The sequence below is a fragment of the Stenotrophomonas sp. PUT21 genome, from assembly GCF_052232875.1.
In the GTDB taxonomy this organism is placed as follows: Bacteria; Pseudomonadota; Gammaproteobacteria; order Xanthomonadales; family Xanthomonadaceae; genus Stenotrophomonas; species Stenotrophomonas maltophilia_N.
The window spans coordinates 3,104,764-3,122,881 of sequence record NZ_CP197645.1 but is presented as its reverse complement, the minus strand read 5'-3'; the positions used below and the strand labels follow the sequence as shown (position 1 = coordinate 3,122,881).

Here is an 18,118-nt window from a genome sequence, read left to right as displayed (position 1 = left end):
GCCCGGTCCCTGCCAGAAGCGACACGCTCGGGGTGGTGCTGGCGCCGGCCAGCGGCCGGCACGGCGCTCAGGGCAGGAACAGCTCGACGACGTCGTTGGTGAAGCGCCGGCCCAGTTCGGTCGGCGTGGCGCGATCCCCGGTGACGGTCATCCAGCCCTTGGCGACGGCGACACCCAGCGGCGTGGCGATCTGCGCGCGGTCCAGGCCGGTGCACGATTCGAAATCCTTCAGGCCGAAGCCCTCATGCAGGCGCAGCAGGTTGAGCATGTACTCGAACGGCAGGCGATCGGCGCTGATCACGTCGTCGCCGCCGATCGAGGCCAGGGTACCGGCGGTGTCCATAAAGGTCTGCGGGTGCTTGTGCTTCCAGCGGCGCAGCACGTGCTGTTCGGGACCGCTGCTGATCTTGCCGTGCGCACCGGCGCCGATGCCCAGGTAATCGCCGAAACGCCAGTAATTGAGGTTGTGCTGGCTCTGCCGGCCGGGTTTTGCGTAGGCGCTGACTTCGTACTGCGCGTAGCCGGCCTCGGCCAGCAGGCGCTGGCAGTGCTCCTGGATGTCCCACGCCGAATCTTCGTCGGGGATGCCCTGCGGCGGCCGCGCGAAAAACACCGTGTTCGGCTCCAGCGTGAGCTGGTAGTGCGACATATGCGTGGGCTGCAGCGCGAAGGCGCGCTCCAGGTCATGCTCGGCCTGGGCCAGCGTCTGCTGCGGCAGCGCGTACATCAGGTCGATGTTGAAGTTGTCGTAGCCGGCGTCCTGCGCCAGCTTCACCGCCCGCTCGGCCTCGCCACTGTCGTGGATGCGGCCCAGGCGCTTGAGCGCCTCGTCGTTGAAGGTCTGGATGCCGAAGCTGATCCGGTTCACCCCGGCCGCGCGGTAGCGGTCGAAACGGCCATGCTCGGCGGTGCCGGGGTTGGTTTCCAGGGTCACCTCCAGGTTGGGCGCGAAGCGCAGCCGGGCCGAGGCGGCTTGCAGGAAGCGGTCGATCGCTTCGGGCGGGAACAGGCTCGGCGTCCCGCCACCGAAGAACACGCTGCTCACCACCCGGCCCCAGACCAGCGGCAGGTCCTGGTCCAGGTCGCGGATCAGGGCGTCGATGTAGGCGTCGAACGGCAGTTCGCCCTTGGCCGCGTGCGAGTTGAAATCGCAGTACGGACATTTGCGCACGCACCACGGCAGATGCACATACAGCGCCAGCGGCGGCGTCACCAGCCGCGGCGCGGGGTCGTGATCGCCGGAGCAGGCTTCGCCGGGCAGGTGGGAGCAGTGGTCGTGTGACATCAGAGCAGGGCAAGCAGTTTCTGCTTGAGCAGCTGCAGGGCTTTGGCGCGGTGGCTCATCGCATTTTTCAGGTCCGGCGCCATTTCGGCGGCGGTCTGGGCCAGCACCGGGTCCAGGAACAGCGGGTTGTAGCCGAAGCCGTGGCTGCCACGCAGCTCATCGATGATCACGCCTTCCCAGCTGCCTTCGCAGATCAGCGGCTGCGGATCATCGGCATGGCGCAGCAGCACGATCACCGCATAGAAGCGGGCCGTGCGGCGTTCGGCCGGCACCTCGCGCAGCGCCTCCAGCAGTTTGGCGTTGTTGGCTGCATCGTTGGTCGGGCTGCCGGCATAGCGCGCGCTGTACAGGCCGGGCGCGCCATCGAGCGCGTCCACGATCAGGCCCGAGTCGTCGGCCAGTGCGGGCAGGCCGGTGCTCTGGCAGGCGTGGCGCGCCTTGATCAGCGCGTTCTCGACGAAGGTCAGGCCGGTTTCCGGCACGTCGCTGACGCCCAGTGCGCCCTGCGCCACGATCTCCAGCGGCAGGCCGCCGAGCATGGCCTGCAGTTCCTTCAGTTTGCCGGCGTTGCCGCTGGCCAGGACCAGTTTCATTGCTTGGGCTCCAGCAGGTCCCACGTGTTGCCGTACAGATCGCGGAATACCGCGACCGTCGCGTAGACCTCCTCGCGTGGGGTTTCGAGGAAGGTCACGCCACGCGCGGTCATCGCCGCGTGGTCGCGCCAGAAATCATCGGTGTTCAGGAAGAAGCCGACCCGGCCACCGGTCTGGTTGCCGATCCGCGCCCGCTGTTCATCATTGCTGGCACGCGCCAGCAGCAGCGCCGCCGCGTTTCCGTCGGCCGGCCCGACCACCACCCAGCGCTTGTCGCCCTGGTCGATGTCCTGGAGCAGGCTGAAGCCCAGCGCGCCGGTATACCAGGCGATCGCCTCGTCGTAGTCGGCCACCACCAGGGTGGTCAGGGCGATGCGACGGTTCATGCCTGGGCCAACGCCGCCTGCTGGGCGGCGAACAGATCCTTGATGCCCTTTTCAGCAAGCACCAGCAGCGCGTCCAGTTCATCGCGGCGGAAGGCATGGCCTTCGGCGGTGCCCTGCAGTTCGATGAAACCGCCGCCGTCGTTCATCACGACATTCATGTCGGTATCGCAATCGCTGTCTTCGGCGTAATCCAGATCCAGCACCGGGGTGCCGCGGTACACGCCGACCGACACCGCCGCGACGGCGCCGAAGATCGGGTTGCGCTTGATGTCGCCGCGCTTGATCAGGAAGTTCACGGCATCCACCAGGGCCACGTAGGCGCCGGTGATCGCCGCGGTGCGGGTGCCGCCGTCGGCCTGCAGCACGTCGCAATCGAGTGTGATGGTGCGCTCGCCGAGCGCGCCGCGGTCGATGCAGGCGCGCAGGGTGCGGCCGATCAGGCGCTGGATCTCCAGCGTGCGGCCACCCTGCTTGCCGCGGGCGGCTTCGCGGTCGTTACGGGTGTGGGTTGAACGCGGCAGCATGCCGTACTCGGCGGTCACCCAGCCTTCGCCCTTGCCACGCAGGAAACCCGGTACGCGGTTTTCCACGCTGGCCGTGCACAGCACGCGGGTCTCGCCGAAGCTGACCAGGACCGAGCCCTCGGCGTGACGGGTGAAGGCGCGCTCGATGCGCACTTCGCGCAGCTGGTCGGCCTGGCGGCCACTGGGACGGGAATCAGTCATGCTCAAGTTCCGATAAGACGGGGGATGCGGGACCGCGCCCGGGCCGGGGACCGGCGGGCGAGGAGGCTCCAAGGGGACCGCTAGGGTACCATTTGCACTTTGAGAGCACCGGAAACCCGCATGATTCGAAGCATGACCGCCTATGCCAACGGCGAGCGCGCCACCCGCTGGGGCACGCTGGCCTGTGAGCTGCGCTCGGTCAACCACCGGTTCCTGGAGGTCGGCGTGCGCCTGCCCGAAGAACTGCGTGCGTTGGAGCCGCAACTGCGCGAGCGCGTCGCTTCGCGCTGCAGCCGCGGCAAGATCGATCTGGTCATGCGCCTGCGTGCGCCGGAGGTCACCGGTGCGCTGGTGGTCAACGATGCACTGCTGGGCCAGCTCGGCGAGCTGGCGACCCGGTTGTCCTCGGGCTTCCCGAGCCTGCAGGTGAGCTTCACCGAACTGCTGCAGATGCCGGGCGTGATGCAGGGCGAGGCCGTGGATGCCGCCGCGCTGCATGCCGAGGCCCTGGCCCTGCTGGATACGGCGCTGGACGGCTTCGTGGCCGCGCGTGAGCGTGAAGGCGACAAGCTGGCCACCGCGATCCAGGAGCGCGTGGACAGCATCGAGCGCATCGCCGCCGAGGTCACCACCCTGATCCCGCTGATCCGCGAGGGCCAGCGCACCAAGCTGGCCGCCCGCCTGGCCGACCTGCCGCACCCGGTCGATCCCGGCCGGGCCGAACAGGAGCTGGTCATGTGGCTGCAGAAGCTGGACGTGGATGAGGAGCTGGATCGCCTGGGCAGCCACATCGCCGAGATCCGCCGCGTCTTCAAGCAGCGCGAGCCGGTCGGCCGCCGCCTGGACTTCCTGCTGCAGGAGTTCAACCGCGAGGCCAACACGCTGGGCTCCAAATCGGTGGACAGCCGCACCTCCAACGCCGCCGTCGAGCTGAAGGTGCTGATCGACCAGATCCGCGAACAGGTGCAGAACATCGAATGAGCAGCCAGATCCCGCCCGTCGGCGCGCCTGCGCGCGGCACCCTGTACATCGTGGCCGCGCCCTCCGGGGCCGGCAAGAGCAGCATCGTCAACGCCACCCTGGCCCGCGACCCGCAGATCGCCCTGTCGATCTCGTTCACCTCGCGCGCCACCCGCCCGGGTGAAATCAACGGCGAGCACTACCACTTCGTCAGCGCCGAGGAGTTCGAGCGGATGATCGCCGCCGGCGACTTCTTCGAGCATGCCTGGGTCCATGGCGACTGGAAGGGCACCGCGCGGCAGTCGGTCGAGCCGCAGCTGTCGGCCGGCCAGGACGTGCTGCTGGAGATCGACTGGCAGGGGGCCCAGCAGGTGCGCCAGCTGGTCCCGGGCACGGTCACCGTGTTCATCCTGCCGCCATCCAAGCAGGCGCTGCAGGACCGGATGCGCAAGCGCGGGCAGGACAGCGAGGCGGTGATCGCCCAGCGCCTGGCCGCTGCACGTGAAGAGATGCTGCACTTCAACGACTTCGACTACGTGATCGTCAACGAGGTTTTCGAGACCGCAGTGGACGAGCTGTGCGCGATCTTCACGGCCAGCCGCCTGCGCCGGGAGGCCCAGAAGGTCCGCCACGCGGGCCTCATCCAGGCCCTGCTGACCCAGGACCCGGCCACAACTGACTGATTCTCAACGGGGTGCTAGCCGGTTGGCTTGATTTTGTCCAGCCCTGGCCGGTACAATCCGTCCCCTTTCCCTCATTCGATTGAGCAGCCCTCACCGGCTGCCGGGAGCCCGCATGGCCCGCATCACCGTAGAAGATTGTCTAGAAGTCGTGAACAACCGTTTCGAACTGGTCATGATGGCGTCCAAGCGCGCCCGTCAGCTGGCCAATGGCGTCCAGGCCACCCTGGACAACAGCGAAACCGAAGACAAGCCGACCGTGCTGGCGCTGCGCGAAATTGCCGCCCGCAAGATCGACAACGCCCTGATCGACGAAGTCGAGAAGGCCGAGCGCGAGCGTGCCGAGCGTGAAGCACTGGAATGGGCCGCTGCCGAAGTCGTCGCCGACGAAGACATGTCCAAGAACGACGACTGATCGCCTCGCGCGTCCGTTGTTGTTGCTGCCAACAGCCCGCCTTTCGGCGGGCTGTTTCGTTTGGGTGGCCGGTGGATCCGGTTCGCGCGTGTTGTTGCAGGTGAAACTCCCTGTTCAGGGGTTTGCCGATATCACGCCGCTGGCATAGTCTTTGAGCATGAACCCAGGCCCCACTGCCAAGGTCGCCACGCCCGCCGGCGCGGCCGTACCCGACTATGTCCTCCAGCTTGAGCGCGCAGCGCACTATCTGCCGCCCGACCAACTGCCGCTGCTGCGCCGCGCCTGGGAAGTAGGCGCCGCCGCGCATGCTGGCCAGACCCGCAAGTCGGGCGAGCCCTACATCACCCATCCGGTCGCCGTGGCCCAGGTACTGGCCGAGCTCGGCCTGGACGTGGAGGCGCTGATCGCGGCGATCCTGCACGACACCATCGAAGACACCCCGCTGACCCGCGAGGAGCTGGCCGCCGAGTTCGGCGAGGCCGTGGCCGAGCTGGTCGACGGCGTCACCAAGCTGGACAAGCTGAAGTTCCGCGACCGCCAGGAAGCGGCCGCCGAGAGCTTCCGCAAGATGCTGCTGGCGATGTCGCGCGACCTGCGCGTGATCATGATCAAACTGGCCGACCGCCTGCACAACATGCGCACGCTGGGCGCGCAGAGCCGCGAGGCGCGGGGCCGGATCGCGCGCGAAACGCTGGAGATCTACGCCCCCATCGCGCAGCGGCTGGGCATGAGCCTGGTCAAGAGCGAGCTGCAGAACCTGGGTTTCAAGGCGCTGTATCCGTGGCGCCACGCGATCCTGGAAAAGCACATCCGCAGCCAGCCGGTGGTCCGCCGCGAGGCGATGGCGCAGGTGGAAGTGCAGTTGAGCCAGCGCCTGGCCAAGGAAGGGCTGGAGCACCGCCTGGTCAGCCGCATCAAGACGCCGTGGAGCATCTACAACAAGATGCGCGACGAGAACAAATCCTTCGATCAGGTGATGGATGTGTTCGGGTTCCGGTTGGTGGTGCGCAACGTGCCCAACTGTTATCACGCGCTGGGCTCGGTGCATGCCACCTTCAAGCCCTTGGATGGGCGCTTCCGCGATTTCATCGCGATCCCCAAGGCCAATGGCTACCAGTCACTGCACACGGTGCTGTTCGGGCCCTACGGCTCGCCGATCGAAGTGCAGATCCGCACCGAAGAAATGGACCTGATCGCCGAGCGCGGCGTGGCCGCGCATTGGACGTACAAGTTTGGTGGCGATTCGCCCAACAGCGCGCAGAGCCGTGCGCATGCGTGGATCGTGGAGTTGATCGATTCGCAGCGGGCTGCCGGCTCGTCGCTGGAGTTCCTCGACAACGTCAAGGTGGACCTGTTCCCGGACGAGGTCTATCTGTTTACCCCCAAGGGCAAGATTCTGGCGCTGCCGCGCAATTCCACGGCGCTGGATTTCGCCTATGCCGTGCATACCGATGTGGGCAACATGGCCGTGGCCTCGCGCGTGGACAAGAAACTGGTGCCGCTGCGCACCAAGCTGGTCAGCGGCCAGACGGTGGAAGTGATCACCGCGCGTTCGGCCACGCCCAAGCCGCAGTGGCTGGAGTTCGTGGTCAGTTCCAAGGCGCGCACGGCGATCCGTCATCAGCTCAAGCAGCTGGAGCACGAAGACGCGGTGCAGCTGGGCCATCGCATGCTTGACCGCGCGCTGGAGGCAATGGACAGCTCGCTGGAGCGGTTGCCGAAGGGGCGCCTGGATGCGTTCCTGGCCGAACACCGCTACCCCCGCCTGGAGGCCCTGCTGGCCGAAGTGGCGCTGGGCAACTGGATGCCGAACCAGGCCGCGCAGGCGTTGATGGCGTATGCCGAGCTGCGCGGTGGGGCGCACTCGAAGCATTCGCAGGAGAAGATCCTGATCAACGGCAGCGAGCGCGGGGTGGTGAGCTTCGCGAATTGTTGTCAGCCGATTCCGGGCGACGACATCATGGGCTACCACACGGCCGGCAAGGGCATCGTGGTGCACCGTCTGGATTGCCCGAACCTGGCCGAGCTGCGCAAGTCGCCGGAGCGCTGGGTGCCGATCGGGTGGGATACGACGGTGTCGGGTGATTACGATACGTCGTTGATCGTGGAAGTGGAGAACGGGACCGGCGTGCTGGCGCAGTTGGCGGCGGCGATCGCGCAGAGCCATTCCAACATCGAGCGGGTGGATTATCTGGACCGCGATTTCAATGCGGCGGTGCTCTGCTTCAACGTGCAGGTGCGTGACCGGAACCATCTGGCTGAAGTGATGCGGCGTCTGCGGCGGTTGTCGGTCGTGCAATCGGTCCGCAGGCAGTAAACCGCGTTCCGTACGACAACGGTCGGCTCTACCATGGCGTTCGGCTTCGATATCGGCTTCGACCGCGGCGTCGGCTGTGCGGGTCCGGCGGTACAATGGAGGACCCCTATTTGTTCCCTGGAGCTCCCATGTCCCGTCAGATCATTACCAGCGCCAACGCCCCGGCGGCCATCGGTCCGTATTCGCAGGCCGTGCGTGCGGGCAATACCGTGTATTTCTCCGGCCAGATTCCGCTGGATCCGGCCACCGGTGAGATTGTCGGTGTGGGCGATATCGAGGCGCAGGCCCGCCGCGCGTTCGACAACCTGAAGGCCGTGGCCGAAGAGGCCGGTGGTTCGCTGGATCAGATCGTGCGTCTGGGCCTGTACCTGACCGATCTGGGCGAGTTCGCCAAGGTCAATGCGGTGATGCAGGACTACTTCAAGGCGCCGTTCCCGGCGCGTTCGACCATCGAAGTGTCGGGTCTGCCGAAGGCCGCCAACTTCGAAGTCGATGCAGTGATGGTGCTCGACCAGGCCTGACGTGGCGCGGTCACGGGCTCCTGCACCGGCGCTGGCCGCAGCCGGGGAGGCATCGTTGTCGATGCTCTCCGGTATCGGGCCGGCGGTGGCGATCAAGCTGGCCGCCCGTGGCCTGTCATCGCTGCAGGATCTGTGGCTGCACCTGCCGCTGCGCTATGAAGACCGTACCCGGCTGACCACCATCGCCCAGTTGCAGCCGGGGGTGGCGGCGCAGGTGGAGGGGCGGGTGAGCGCGGTGGAGCGCGGGTTCCGCTATCGGCCGGTGCTCAAGGTGGCGATCGAGGATGATTCCTACGGCACGCTGGTGCTGCGGTTCTTCCATTTCCGCGCCCAGCAGGTTTCGCAATTCGCTGTGGGCACGCGCATCCGCTGCTACGGCACCGCCAAGCCCGGTCATCACGGGCTGGAGATCGTCCATCCCAGTTATCGGGTGATGGGCGGCACTGACGATGACGAGCTCGGTGACAGTCTCGATCCGGTCTATCCGGCGGTCGAGGGGGTAGGCCCGGCGACGATGCGGAAGTTCATCGGGCTGGCGCTGGATCGGTTGCCCGAAGAATCCACGCTGGAATTGTTGCCGGCCGGCTGGTTGTCCGGGCTGGGCCTGCCCTCGCTGCGCAGTGCGCTGTTGACCGTGCACCGGCCACCACCGGATGCGGATCTGGCGGCGCTGGCCGCGGGCCGACATCCGGCACAACGCCGGTTGGCCATCGAAGAACTGCTGGCCCATCACCTCAGTCTGCGCCGTCAGCGGATGGCCTTGCAGGCCCATCACGCGCCGTCGCTGCGCGGGCAGGGCGCGTTGGTGGCACAGCTGCGCGACAGCCTGCCGTTCCAGCTGACCGGTGCCCAGCAGCGCGTGTTCGAACAGATCCGCAAGGACCTGGCCAAGGCGCATCCGATGCTGCGGCTGGTGCAGGGCGATGTCGGCTCGGGCAAGACCGTGGTCGCTGCGTTGGCGGCCATGCTGGCGGTGGAGCGGGGCAAGCAGGTCGCGCTGGCCGCGCCGACCGAACTGCTGGCCGAGCAGCACATGAACAATCTTCGCGCCTGGCTGGCGCCGCTGGGCGTGCGCACTGCGTGGCTGGCCGGCAAGGTCACCGGCAAGGCGCGCGCCAAGGTGCTGGCCGAGGTCGCCTCGGGTGAGGCGCAGGTGGTGGTCGGTACGCATGCGCTGATGCAGGACAGTGTGGTGTTCAAGGACCTGGCGCTGGCCATCGTCGATGAGCAGCACCGATTCGGTGTGCACCAGCGGCTGGCACTGCGCGACAAGGGCGCGGACGGGCGCAGCGTGCCGCACCAGCTGGTGATGACGGCCACGCCGATTCCGCGCACGCTGGCGATGTCCGAATACGCCGATCTGGATGTCTCGGCGATCGATGAGCTGCCGCCCGGGCGTACGCCGGTGCAGACCGTGGCGCTCAACAATGATCGTCGTCCGGAACTGATCGAGCGTATCGCCGTTGCCTGCCGCGAAGGCCAGCAGGTGTACTGGGTCTGCACGCTGATCGAAGAAAGCGAAGAACTGGATGCCACGCCCGCCCAAGCCACGTTCGAATCGCTGCAGGCGCTGTTGCCGGGCGTGCGCGTGGGGCTGGTGCACGGGCGGCTGAAGGCGAGCGAGAAGCTGGCCACGATGGTCGCCTTCAAGGCCGGTGAGATCGATCTGCTGGTCGCCACCACGGTGATCGAAGTGGGCGTGGACGTGCCCAACGCGTCGTTGATGATCATCGAAAATGCCGAGCGCCTCGGCCTGGCCCAGCTGCACCAGCTGCGCGGCCGGGTAGGGCGCGGCTCGGCCGTGTCGCGCTGCGTGCTGCTGTACCAGGCGCCGCTGTCGAACATGGCGCGCGAGCGGCTGGAAACGATGCGGCAGACCAACGATGGTTTCCTGATCGCCGAGAAGGATCTGGAACTGCGTGGCCCCGGCGAGCTGCTGGGCACGCGGCAGACCGGTCTGGCCGGCTTCCGCATGGCCGATCTGGCGCGCGATGCGGATCTGCTGCCGGGCGTGCATGACCTGGCCGAGCGCCTGCTGGCGGAGGCGCCCGACGTGGCCGACCAGGTCGTGCGGCGCTGGATCGGCACGGCCGTGCGCTACGCGTCGGCATAACGCCTCGCCGCAGGGTGCCAAGGGCACCGCCTTGTATTTGTCATGACAGGGTGCGAAAGTCCCTTGCCGATTATCAAGACGGCAACGATGAGCAAGAAGATTCCGCTGTTGATCGACACCGACCCGGGTGTCGATGATGCCCTGGCCCTGTTGATGGCCTTTGCCGATGAGCGCCACGATATCGTTGGCCTGACCATCGCCGCCGGCAACGTAGGCCTGGACCACACGGTCCGCAATGCCCTGAAACTGTGCGAAGTGGCTGGCCGCGACGACGTGCCGGTCTACGCCGGTACCGCCGACCCGCTGCTGCACCCCTCCGTCGATGCCGCCCATGTGCACGGCGCCGATGGCTTTGGCGATGTGAACCTGCCGGCCGCCAAGCGCCAGGCCGAGGCCGAGCACGCCGCGCTGGCGATCCTGCGCCTGTCGCACGAATACGCCGGCGAACTGTTCCTGGTCGCGCTCGGCCCGCTGACCAACCTGGCCCTGGCCCTGAAGCTCGATCCCACCCTGCCGCAGCGCGTGAAGCGCTTCCTGGTGATGGGCGGGGCAGTGACCTGCCACGGCAACATCACCCCGGCCGCCGAGTTCAACATCGCCTTCGATCCGGAGGCGGCGCACATCGCGTTCACCGGCTTCCCGCACATCGAAGTGGCGGATTGGGAAGCCACCGTCGCCCACGGCCTGCTGCATGCGGACGTCGAGCAGTGGCTGGCGGCCGATAGCGACAAGGCCCGTTTCTACGAGCTGATCTCGCGCCAGACTCGCCTGTGGTCCGAAGACAGCCGTGGCGAGCGCTGGTACGCCGCCGATGCGCTGGCGATGGCCTGGGCGCTGCAGCCGGAAGGTGCGCTGCGGGTCGAATCCCGCCCCCTGAACGTGGAACTGGCCGGTGTGCACAGCCGGGGTGCTACCATTGTCGACTGGAACCGCCAGACCGGGCAGCCTGACAACACCCAGCTGCTGATGGCCTACGACCAGGGTCGCTTCGAGGCCCAGGTGAGGGCGGCACTCGGCGTCTGACGACGCCGCTGCGGCGGACCTTTCGCACGGTTGATGGACCCGGCTTGCCCTTTGCGGTGGCCGGGACTATAATGCCGCTCTTGACCACCAGCCCTTATTACGGTGCGCGCCCATGAAGGCCGATATTCATCCTGCTTACCGCGACGTGGTTTTCCACGACGTTACCTCTGATTTCAAGATCCTGACCCGTTCGACCATGTCCACCAAGGACACGATCAAGTGGGAAGACGGCAACGAGTACCCGCTCGTCAAGGTTGAAATCTCCTCGGCTTCGCATCCGTTCTACACGGGCAAGCACAAGGTGATCGACACCAGCGGCCGTATCGACAAGTTCCAGAAGCGTTTCGGCAAGCCGGCGCCTACCGCGGCCTGAGCTGTCAACGCAGCTGCATGAAAACAACGGTCGCCTTGGCGGCCGTTGTTTTTTGTTGTTTCCGGATTGCTGAACGCCAGGTGAGGCCCACACGCCCCGCCGACGGAACGCTGTGTCCGCGATCGGGCGTCGCGCCTTGGGGCGGCTGGAACAGGGCCTCCGGCCCGCCCTCGAACCGGTCTCTACGACTTCCGTCCTAGGGCGTCGAAAATGTTGCTGTGCGATAATGGCGGGATCCACGATAACGATCGTGGACTTCCTTCACGTGCCTGACCCATGCGCTTGGGCGGGCGCCTTCCCTCGAGGAGCGCACACAGTGTCCGATCTTGATCAGGTCACGCTCAACGCCGGCGACAAGTCGGTTGTTCTGCCAGTCATCAAACCCACGCTCGGCAACGATTGCGTCGATATCTCGAAGTTGACCAAGGAAACCGGTCTCTTCACGTACGACTCCGGCTTCACCGCCACCGCCAGCTGCAAGTCCGCCATCACCTATATCGACGGTGACAAGGGCGTGCTGCTGTATCGCGGCTATCCCATCGAGCAGCTCTCGGAAAAGTCGAGCTACGTCGAAGTGGCCTACCTGCTGATCAATGGCGAACGTCCGAGCGCCGAGCAGCTGAAGGCCTTCACCGACGAGCTGGCCGCCGAAGCCGATGTGGATCCGTCGATCAACACGCTGATCGGCAGCTTCGCCAAGGATGCCCATCCGATGGCCATCCTGACCGCCGCCATCGCGCAGCTGTCGGGCATCTACCACGCCTCGCTGGACCTGTCCGACGCCGAACAGCGTCGCCACGCCGCGGTGCGCCTGATCGCCAAGGTGCCGACCCTGTCGGCCCTGATCTACCGCCACGGCAAGGGCCTGCCGGCCAACAAGCCGGATACTTCGCTGGATTACGTCAGCCGCTTCCTGAAGCAGACCTTCGAGTCCGCCGATGGCCAGTACGAGCTGAACCAGGACGTGGTCAAGGCACTGGATCTGCTGTTCATCCTGCATGCCGACCACGAGCAGAACGCCTCGACCTCGACCGTGCGCCTGGTCGGTTCGACCGGTGCCAACCCGTATGCGTCGGTCGCCGCTGGCGTCACCGCGCTGTGGGGTCCGGCCCACGGCGGTGCCAACGAAGCCGTGCTGAAGATGCTCGAAGAGATCGGTTCGGCCGACAACGTCGAATCGGCCGTGCTCAAGGCCAAGGACAAGACCTCCGGCTTCCGCCTGATGGGCTTCGGCCACCGCGTGTACAAGAACTTCGACCCGCGCGCCAAGGTCATCGGTGAGATGACCGGCAAGGTGCTCAAGCAGCTGGGCGTGCAGGATCCGCTGCTGGACGTGGCCGTCAAGCTGGAGCAGGCCGCGCTGCAGGACGACTACTTCGTCGCCCGCAAGCTGTACCCGAACGTCGATTTCTACAGCGGCATCATCTACAAGGCGCTGCAGATCCCGACCGAAATGTTCACCGTCATGTTCGCCCTGGGCCGTACCTCCGGCTGGGTCGCGCATTGGCTGGAACAGCAGGTCGATCCGGAAATGAAGATCGGCCGTCCGCGCCAGGTCTACACCGGCAGCGACGTGCGCGACTACCAGGGCTGATCGCCCGGTAGGTCGTGATGAAAGCGCCCCGCATTGCGGGGCGTTTTTTTTGCCTGTCCGTCCGTGCGTCGATGACGCGCACCGGTGCGTATCGACGGCGTTTCTACGTCGCCGGCCGCGTTTCCACATAGCGGCTGGGCGCTTGGCCGAGGACACGACGGAACGCCGATGAAAACGCGCTCGGGCTGGCGTATCCCAGGTCCAGCGCGACCCGGGTGACCGGCAGCCCCGCATCCAGGCGTTCGATGGCGGCGAGCAGGCAGACCTGCTGGCGCCATTCGGCGAAACCCACCCCGGTTTCCGCGCGGAACTGACGGGTGAACGTGCGCCGGCTCATGCCTGCCGCTGCCGCTACCTGATCGAGCGCGGTGGCAATCGAGGGCGCATCGAACATCTGCTGGCAGACGCGTGCAAGGCGAGGATCGCGAGGCAGCGGCGCATGCAGCGACAGCCGCGGCATCGCGGCGATCTCCGCAACCAGCAACTGCATCAACCGGCCGGCACGACCGTCCACGTCGTACAGCGCCGGCAGGTCGACGGCATCGTCCAGCAGGTGCCGCAGCAGTGCCGAGACGCCGTACACGCAGCAGCGCGCAGGCAGCTGGACGGCCTCCACTTCTTCCGCTGCCACGAACACGTTGAGCATCGTAACCGGGCCGCGCATGGTCATCGCATGCGCGACGCCCGCGGGCACCCAGCAGGCACGCTGTGGCGGCACCAGCCAGCGCCCCTCGGGCGTGGTGAGGCTGATGGTGCCGCGCGAGGCGAAGGCAAACTGGCCGCGCCGGTGCGCGTGGTCGGGAAAGACGGATCCAGCGGCGTAGTCGTTGGCGGTGACCACCACGGCGCGCGGCAGGTCTTCAAAGGGATCGAGCAGGGTGTTGCGCATGGCCCGGATTCTATCGTCATCGGCCTGGGATCGACGGCGGGCCACGCGCCGCCGTCCTAACATCGCGGCCCACCCTCACGCGCGCACGGTGCAGTCATGCCCACTACCTTTCATCGCGTCGGCACTGGTGCCCATCCTGTCCTGGTCCTGCACGGCTGGTTTGGCGACGCCCATGCCTTCGAACCCATCGAGCCGTGGCTGTGCGGCGAGGCCTTCAGCTACGTCTTCATGGACTGCCGCGGCTACGGTGGCATGCGCGATGTGCGTGGTGACTACACCATCGACGAGATCGCCAACGACGCGCTGGCCTTGGCCGACACGCTGGGCATCGAGACCTTCAGTCTGGTGGGGCATTCGATGAGCGGCATGGCCATCGAGCGGATCGCGGTGCTCGCGCCAGATCGCGTGCGCGCGCTGGTCGCCGTGGCGCCCGTGCCGTGCGGTGGCATTGCCTACGATCCGGCGACGCGGCAGTTGCTTGAAGCGGCCGCCGGAAGTGCGCACATCCGCCGCGGCATCATCGATCGCAGCACCGGCGGACGATTGCCCGACACATGGCTGGACTGGAAAGCGCAGTATTCAATGCAGCGCGCGTCGCCGGAGGCGTTCGCAGGCTACTTCCCTGCCTGGGCGGACACCGACTTCAGCGCGGAGATCGTCGGCCGCCACCCGGTGAAGGTGCTGGTCGGTGAGCACGACCCGGTGTTCAACGCGGCATTGATGGAAAGAACCTACCTGCGCCGCTATGCAAACGCCTCCATCGAGGTGATCGGCAACGCCGGGCACTACCCGATGAACGAAACGCCGCTGGCCCTGGTATCGGGCATCGAGCAGTTCCTCGTCCCGTTCGGCGGCTCATGACGCGGCCGAACGGAGCTCAGCGACGGCCCAGATACCCCTCGATCTCGCCGTCGGCCAGCAGCTCGCGCAGCTGCGCCGCCGACGCCCGCCGCATCGGCTTCTCATCGATCGCCGACAGCGGCGGCTGGCGCAGGCCGTCATAGGGCAGCACGGCGATGTCGAAGGTCAGGTCCTCGGCACTGAATACCCAGACCGGCGCATCCAGGCTGCGTTCGCGGTCCAGCCGCAACCGCCGTGTGCGTGATTCGGCCGGGATGCCATGTTCGTCGAGATAGCGCTGCACGGCATCGGCGTCGTCGCTGTGCACCTGCAGCTGCACGGGGCTGTTGGCATCTGCGGTGCCGTCCAGTACCGGGCCGCACAGCCGCGGTGAGAAACCCTGCAGGAAATCCATCGCGCGCAGGGCGGCCTCGCGGCGCTGGCGCAGCTGCGCACCATGGTCGGCACCGGCGAACAGGCGCTGGTACTCGCGCAGGGCGTCTTCGATCTCGGTGTTGCGGGGCAGGGAGGCATCGTCGTGGATGCCCAGCCGGGTGGCGGCCTTGAGCTTGGCCTGGTGGTAGTCGCGGATGCCGCCTTCGGCCATCAGGCGGGCCGCTTCATGCGCCAGCTGGTGGCGGCGCTCACGGGTCTGCGTGGCTGCATGCTGACGGGCTCGATGCATGACCGGTACTCCTTGGCGACCTGCACGGCAATGTACACCGGCGATGTGACAGGCGGGTAGAGCTGAAAAAAAAGGCCGGGCAATGCCCGGCCTGTCGTCCATCGCGGCGCCGGGCGGAGCCGGCGCATGCGGTCAGAAGATATCGAACGCGGCGTCGTCGGCCTGCGGGGTGTGGCTGTTGAAGTCGTACTCCTCCAGCTTCTCCATGTCCTCCACCTTGACCCACTCGGTCGCGCCATTGAGCGTGGCCTGGACCATGCCCGAGGGCGGCTCGTTCTGCGCGATCGGGGTGTCCTTGAGCGCCACGCGCATGTACTCGATCCAGATCGGCAGGGCGGCGCGGCCACCGTACTCGCGGTAGCCGAGCGAGCGGAAGTCGTCGCGGCCGACCCACACCGTGGTGGCGTACGGGCCGCCGAAGCCGGAGAACCACGCATCGCGGTGATCGTTGGTGGAGCCGGTCTTGCCGCCCACGTCTTCACGGCCGAGCACCTTGGCCGCCGTACCGGTGCCGCGCTGGACCACGTCGCGCATCATCGAGTTCAGCTGGTATGCGGTGCGGGCGTCGATCGCGCGCGGGGCGACCTTGGCATCCGGATTCACCGGCGCCGGCGTTTCAACCGCAGCCGTGGTGGCCTGCTGCGGCTTGGCCGGTGCGGTGTTGGCCGCGGGGGCTGAGCCGAAGTTGAAGCCGTCCACCACCTGGCTGACCGGCACGCCGCTGGTGCCGGCGCAGTCGCGGCAGGCCACGGCCGGGTTTTCCTTGAATACTTCCACGCCGTCGCGGTCGGTGACGCGGTCGATCAGCCAGGTGTCCACGCGCGAGCCGCCGTTGGCGAACACCGCATAGCCACGCGCCACCGAGAGCGGGGTCAGCGAGGCGGTACCCAGCGACATCGACAGGTTCGGCGGCAGCTCGGCCTCGGCGAAGCCGAACTCGCTGATGTACTTGCGCGCGTAGTCCACGCCCATGCCATCAAGCAGGCGCACCGAGACCAGGTTGCGCGACTGCACCAGCGCTTCACGCAGGCGCATCGGGCCACGGAATCCACCGCCGTCGTTCTGCGGCGACCAGGTCTTGCCGCGGCGATCGCGGAACACGACCGGGGCATCGAGCACGATCGAGGCCGGGTTGAAGCCCTTGTCGAAGGCGGCCGCGTAGATGAAGGGCTTGAAGCTCGAGCCGGGCTGGCGGCGCGCCTGGGTGGCACGATTGAACTTGTTGCCGGAGAAGCTGAAGCCGCCGACCAGCGCCTTCAGGGCGCCGTTTTCGGCGTCCAGCGAGACCAGGGCGGCCTGGCCACGCGGGATCTGGTCCAGCAGCCACTCGCCTTCTTTTTCGCCGGCGCGCACGCGCACGATGTCGCCGCGGGTGACCAGCTTGGCCGGGGTCTTGTTGGTCCAGCGGGCGGCGCTGGCGGGCAGCACCACTTCGCTGCGGTTGCCCAGCACGACGGTGGCGCTGCCATCGGCAGCGGTAGCCGCCACGATCGCCGGCAGCAGGCCGGTCTGGGCCGGGATGCCGGCCAGCTTGAGGGCCAGCGCGGCGGCATCGGCGTCGGCCGGGACCTCCACATGCTGCTCCACGCCATGCCAGCCATGGCGGTGGTCGTAGGCCAGCAGGCCGTCGCGCACCGACAGGTTGGCCGCGGTCTGCAGCTCGGCGTTGATCGTGGTGGTCACGTGGTAGCCCTTGTTGACCACGTCGCCGCCGAAGCGGGCGATCATTTCCTGGCGGACCAGTTCGGCCACGTAGGGCGCCTCCACCTGGACCGGCGGCTCATGCGCGGTGGCGTGCATCGGCACGGCCTTGGCCGCATCGGCCTCGGCCTGGGAGATGAAGCCCAGGCTGGCCATGCGCTGCAGCACATAGAAGTCACGGCGCTCGCGGGCGCGCTCGGGGTTGCTGATCGGGTTGCCCGAGGAGGGGAACTTGGGGATGCCGGCCAGCGAGGCCATTTCGTCCAGGTCCAGCTCGCCCAGCTTCTTGCCGTAATAGAACTCGGCCGCGGCGGCCACGCCATAGGCGCGGTTACCGAAGAAGCTCTTGTTGAGGTACAGCTCGAAGATCTCGTCCTTGCTCAGCTCGCTCTCGATCTTGCGGGCCAGCAGGATCTCGGCCAGCTTGCGGGTGTAGCTGTATTCCGAGCTCAGGAAGAACTGGCGGGCGACCTGCTGGGTGATGGTCGAGCCACCGGGCACGCGCCTGTCGTTGGTGGTGGCCAGCAGCCAGACCGCGCGGCCGATGCCCTTGTAGTCCACGCCGCCATGCTCGTAGAAGCGCGCATCCTCGGTGGCGAGGAAGGCCTGCTTGAGGCGCTCGGGGACGTCCTTCATGGTGATGGGGGTGCGCCGGGTCTCGCCGAACACCGCCATCAGCTTGCCATCGCTGGCATAGACGTACATGGGCTCCTGCATCTCTACGTCGCGCAGGGTCTGCACGTCCGGGAGCTTGGAGGAGACGGCGTAGTACAGGCCTCCTGCAACCGCCGCACCGATCAGTGCCAGGACCAGGAACGCGACCAGCATCCAGCGCAGCCAACGGCGAAGACGTGTCATCAGTGAGAGATTCCGATTGCGAATTTCGTGGTCGCAGAGTATAGATTACGCAAGGGAACGGCTGGGGTTGTTCCCGGGGAGAGCAGTCGATCACCGTCTGGGGACGCGTGAAACGAGCAGTAGTGCTCGTTTTACAGCTTGACGGTTGCGATTTGCAAAA

At 66.9% G+C, this 18,118-nt stretch carries 17 protein-coding genes; 10 read left to right on the top strand and 7 right to left on the bottom strand.

Translation table 11 applies throughout. The annotated features are described in order from the left end of the window. Positions 1-67: 67 nt before the first annotated feature. Genes hemW through rph form a run of 4 tightly spaced genes read right to left on the bottom strand, consistent with a single transcriptional unit; the run spans position 68 to position 2,989 of the window. Positions 68-1,285, bottom strand: coding sequence for a radical SAM family heme chaperone HemW (hemW, locus tag ACTT2I_RS14190; RefSeq protein WP_421099051.1), 1,218 nt, complete (start codon positions 1,283-1,285; stop codon positions 68-70). After that, the gene (rdgB, locus tag ACTT2I_RS14185) at positions 1,285-1,878 is read right to left on the bottom strand and encodes an RdgB/HAM1 family non-canonical purine NTP pyrophosphatase (protein WP_421099052.1); all 594 of its coding nucleotides are present in this window, start codon (positions 1,876-1,878) and stop codon (positions 1,285-1,287) included. The genes hemW and rdgB overlap by 1 nt, the downstream gene beginning before the upstream one ends. Further along, positions 1,875-2,264 (bottom strand): VOC family protein, encoded by a 390-nt coding sequence (locus ACTT2I_RS14180; RefSeq protein WP_088432673.1) that lies wholly within the window; start codon positions 2,262-2,264, stop codon positions 1,875-1,877. The genes rdgB and ACTT2I_RS14180 overlap by 4 nt, the downstream gene beginning before the upstream one ends. Continuing rightward, positions 2,261-2,989, bottom strand: coding sequence for a ribonuclease PH (gene rph / locus ACTT2I_RS14175; protein ID WP_088432674.1), 729 nt, complete (start codon positions 2,987-2,989; stop codon positions 2,261-2,263). Before rph ends, ACTT2I_RS14180 begins: the two co-directional genes overlap by 4 nt. A 120-nt stretch (positions 2,990-3,109) precedes the next feature. On the opposite strand from rph, the gene ACTT2I_RS14170 reads away from it, so the two are divergent. From ACTT2I_RS14170 to ACTT2I_RS14130, 9 genes are all read left to right on the top strand, one after another. Next, entirely contained in the window at positions 3,110-3,970 is an 861-nt protein-coding gene (locus ACTT2I_RS14170) for a YicC/YloC family endoribonuclease (RefSeq protein WP_088432675.1), read from the top strand. Then, positions 3,967-4,632, top strand: coding sequence for a guanylate kinase (gene gmk / locus ACTT2I_RS14165; protein WP_088432676.1), 666 nt, complete (start codon positions 3,967-3,969; stop codon positions 4,630-4,632). The genes ACTT2I_RS14170 and gmk overlap by 4 nt, the downstream gene beginning before the upstream one ends. A gap of 112 nt (positions 4,633-4,744) precedes the next feature. After that, positions 4,745-5,044, top strand: a complete 300-nt coding sequence (rpoZ, locus tag ACTT2I_RS14160; protein WP_005410877.1) for a DNA-directed RNA polymerase subunit omega — start codon at positions 4,745-4,747, stop codon at positions 5,042-5,044. 157 nt (positions 5,045-5,201) lie between these two features. Next, a complete protein-coding gene (locus tag ACTT2I_RS14155; RefSeq protein ID WP_070425831.1) occupies positions 5,202-7,361 on the top strand; it encodes a RelA/SpoT family protein in 2,160 nt (719 codons plus the stop codon). A gap of 128 nt (positions 7,362-7,489) precedes the next feature. After that, positions 7,490-7,882, top strand: a complete 393-nt coding sequence (locus ACTT2I_RS14150; protein ID WP_088432677.1) for a RidA family protein — start codon at positions 7,490-7,492, stop codon at positions 7,880-7,882. Between the two features lies 1 nt (position 7,883). Further along, the gene (gene recG / locus ACTT2I_RS14145; protein ID WP_421099054.1) at positions 7,884-9,995 is read left to right on the top strand and encodes an ATP-dependent DNA helicase RecG; all 2,112 of its coding nucleotides are present in this window, start codon (positions 7,884-7,886) and stop codon (positions 9,993-9,995) included. Positions 9,996-10,082: 87 nt separating this feature from the next. Further along, the gene (locus ACTT2I_RS14140) at positions 10,083-11,018 is read left to right on the top strand and encodes a nucleoside hydrolase (RefSeq protein ID WP_421099055.1); all 936 of its coding nucleotides are present in this window, start codon (positions 10,083-10,085) and stop codon (positions 11,016-11,018) included. Between the two features lie 112 nt (positions 11,019-11,130). Beyond that, positions 11,131-11,391 carry a type B 50S ribosomal protein L31 gene (locus ACTT2I_RS14135; RefSeq protein ID WP_019183873.1) on the top strand — a complete coding sequence of 87 codons (261 nt, stop codon included), beginning with the start codon at positions 11,131-11,133 and terminating at the stop codon, positions 11,389-11,391. Between the two features lie 316 nt (positions 11,392-11,707). Next, positions 11,708-12,985, top strand: a complete 1,278-nt coding sequence (locus ACTT2I_RS14130; protein WP_088432680.1) for a citrate synthase — start codon at positions 11,708-11,710, stop codon at positions 12,983-12,985. A gap of 103 nt (positions 12,986-13,088) precedes the next feature. On the opposite strand, the gene ACTT2I_RS14125 is transcribed toward ACTT2I_RS14130, so the two are convergent. Beyond that, positions 13,089-13,919, bottom strand: coding sequence for an AraC family transcriptional regulator (locus ACTT2I_RS14125; RefSeq protein ID WP_443096693.1), 831 nt, complete (start codon positions 13,917-13,919; stop codon positions 13,089-13,091). Positions 13,920-13,970: 51 nt separating this feature from the next. Between ACTT2I_RS14125 and ACTT2I_RS14120 the strand changes: the two genes are divergently transcribed. Continuing rightward, entirely contained in the window at positions 13,971-14,735 is a 765-nt protein-coding gene (locus tag ACTT2I_RS14120) for an alpha/beta fold hydrolase (RefSeq protein WP_421099057.1), read from the top strand. A 16-nt stretch (positions 14,736-14,751) separates the two neighbouring features. Here the strand turns inward: ACTT2I_RS14120 and ACTT2I_RS14115 are convergent, their stop codons facing one another. After that, positions 14,752-15,399, bottom strand: a complete 648-nt coding sequence (locus ACTT2I_RS14115; RefSeq protein WP_088432683.1) for a hypothetical protein — start codon at positions 15,397-15,399, stop codon at positions 14,752-14,754. Between the two features lie 132 nt (positions 15,400-15,531). Then, positions 15,532-17,958, bottom strand: coding sequence for a penicillin-binding protein 1A (locus ACTT2I_RS14110; RefSeq protein ID WP_088432684.1), 2,427 nt, complete (start codon positions 17,956-17,958; stop codon positions 15,532-15,534). Positions 17,959-18,118 lie beyond the last annotated feature (160 nt).

Bases quoted from the DNA above. Each gene is read 5' to 3' on its own strand.
- ACTT2I_RS14170 (WP_088432675.1), top strand. From the start codon at position 3,110: ATGATTCGAAGCATGACCGCCTATGCCAACGGCGAGCGCGCCACCCGC.
- rph (WP_088432674.1), bottom strand. From the start codon at position 2,989: ATGACTGATTCCCGTCCCAGTGGCCGCCAGGCCGACCAGCTGCGCGAA.
- rdgB (WP_421099052.1), bottom strand. From the start codon at position 1,878: ATGAAACTGGTCCTGGCCAGCGGCAACGCCGGCAAACTGAAGGAACTG.
- hemW (WP_421099051.1), bottom strand. From the start codon at position 1,285: ATGTCACACGACCACTGCTCCCACCTGCCCGGCGAAGCCTGCTCCGGC.
- ACTT2I_RS14180 (WP_088432673.1), bottom strand. From the start codon at position 2,264: ATGAACCGTCGCATCGCCCTGACCACCCTGGTGGTGGCCGACTACGAC.
- ACTT2I_RS14135 (WP_019183873.1), top strand. From the start codon at position 11,131: ATGAAGGCCGATATTCATCCTGCTTACCGCGACGTGGTTTTCCACGAC.
- ACTT2I_RS14140 (WP_421099055.1), top strand. From the start codon at position 10,083: ATGAGCAAGAAGATTCCGCTGTTGATCGACACCGACCCGGGTGTCGAT.
- ACTT2I_RS14150 (WP_088432677.1), top strand. From the start codon at position 7,490: ATGTCCCGTCAGATCATTACCAGCGCCAACGCCCCGGCGGCCATCGGT.
- ACTT2I_RS14155 (WP_070425831.1), top strand. From the start codon at position 5,202: ATGAACCCAGGCCCCACTGCCAAGGTCGCCACGCCCGCCGGCGCGGCC.
- ACTT2I_RS14120 (WP_421099057.1), top strand. From the start codon at position 13,971: ATGCCCACTACCTTTCATCGCGTCGGCACTGGTGCCCATCCTGTCCTG.
- ACTT2I_RS14110 (WP_088432684.1), bottom strand. From the start codon at position 17,958: ATGACACGTCTTCGCCGTTGGCTGCGCTGGATGCTGGTCGCGTTCCTG.
- rpoZ (WP_005410877.1), top strand. From the start codon at position 4,745: ATGGCCCGCATCACCGTAGAAGATTGTCTAGAAGTCGTGAACAACCGT.
- ACTT2I_RS14115 (WP_088432683.1), bottom strand. From the start codon at position 15,399: ATGCATCGAGCCCGTCAGCATGCAGCCACGCAGACCCGTGAGCGCCGC.
- gmk (WP_088432676.1), top strand. From the start codon at position 3,967: ATGAGCAGCCAGATCCCGCCCGTCGGCGCGCCTGCGCGCGGCACCCTG.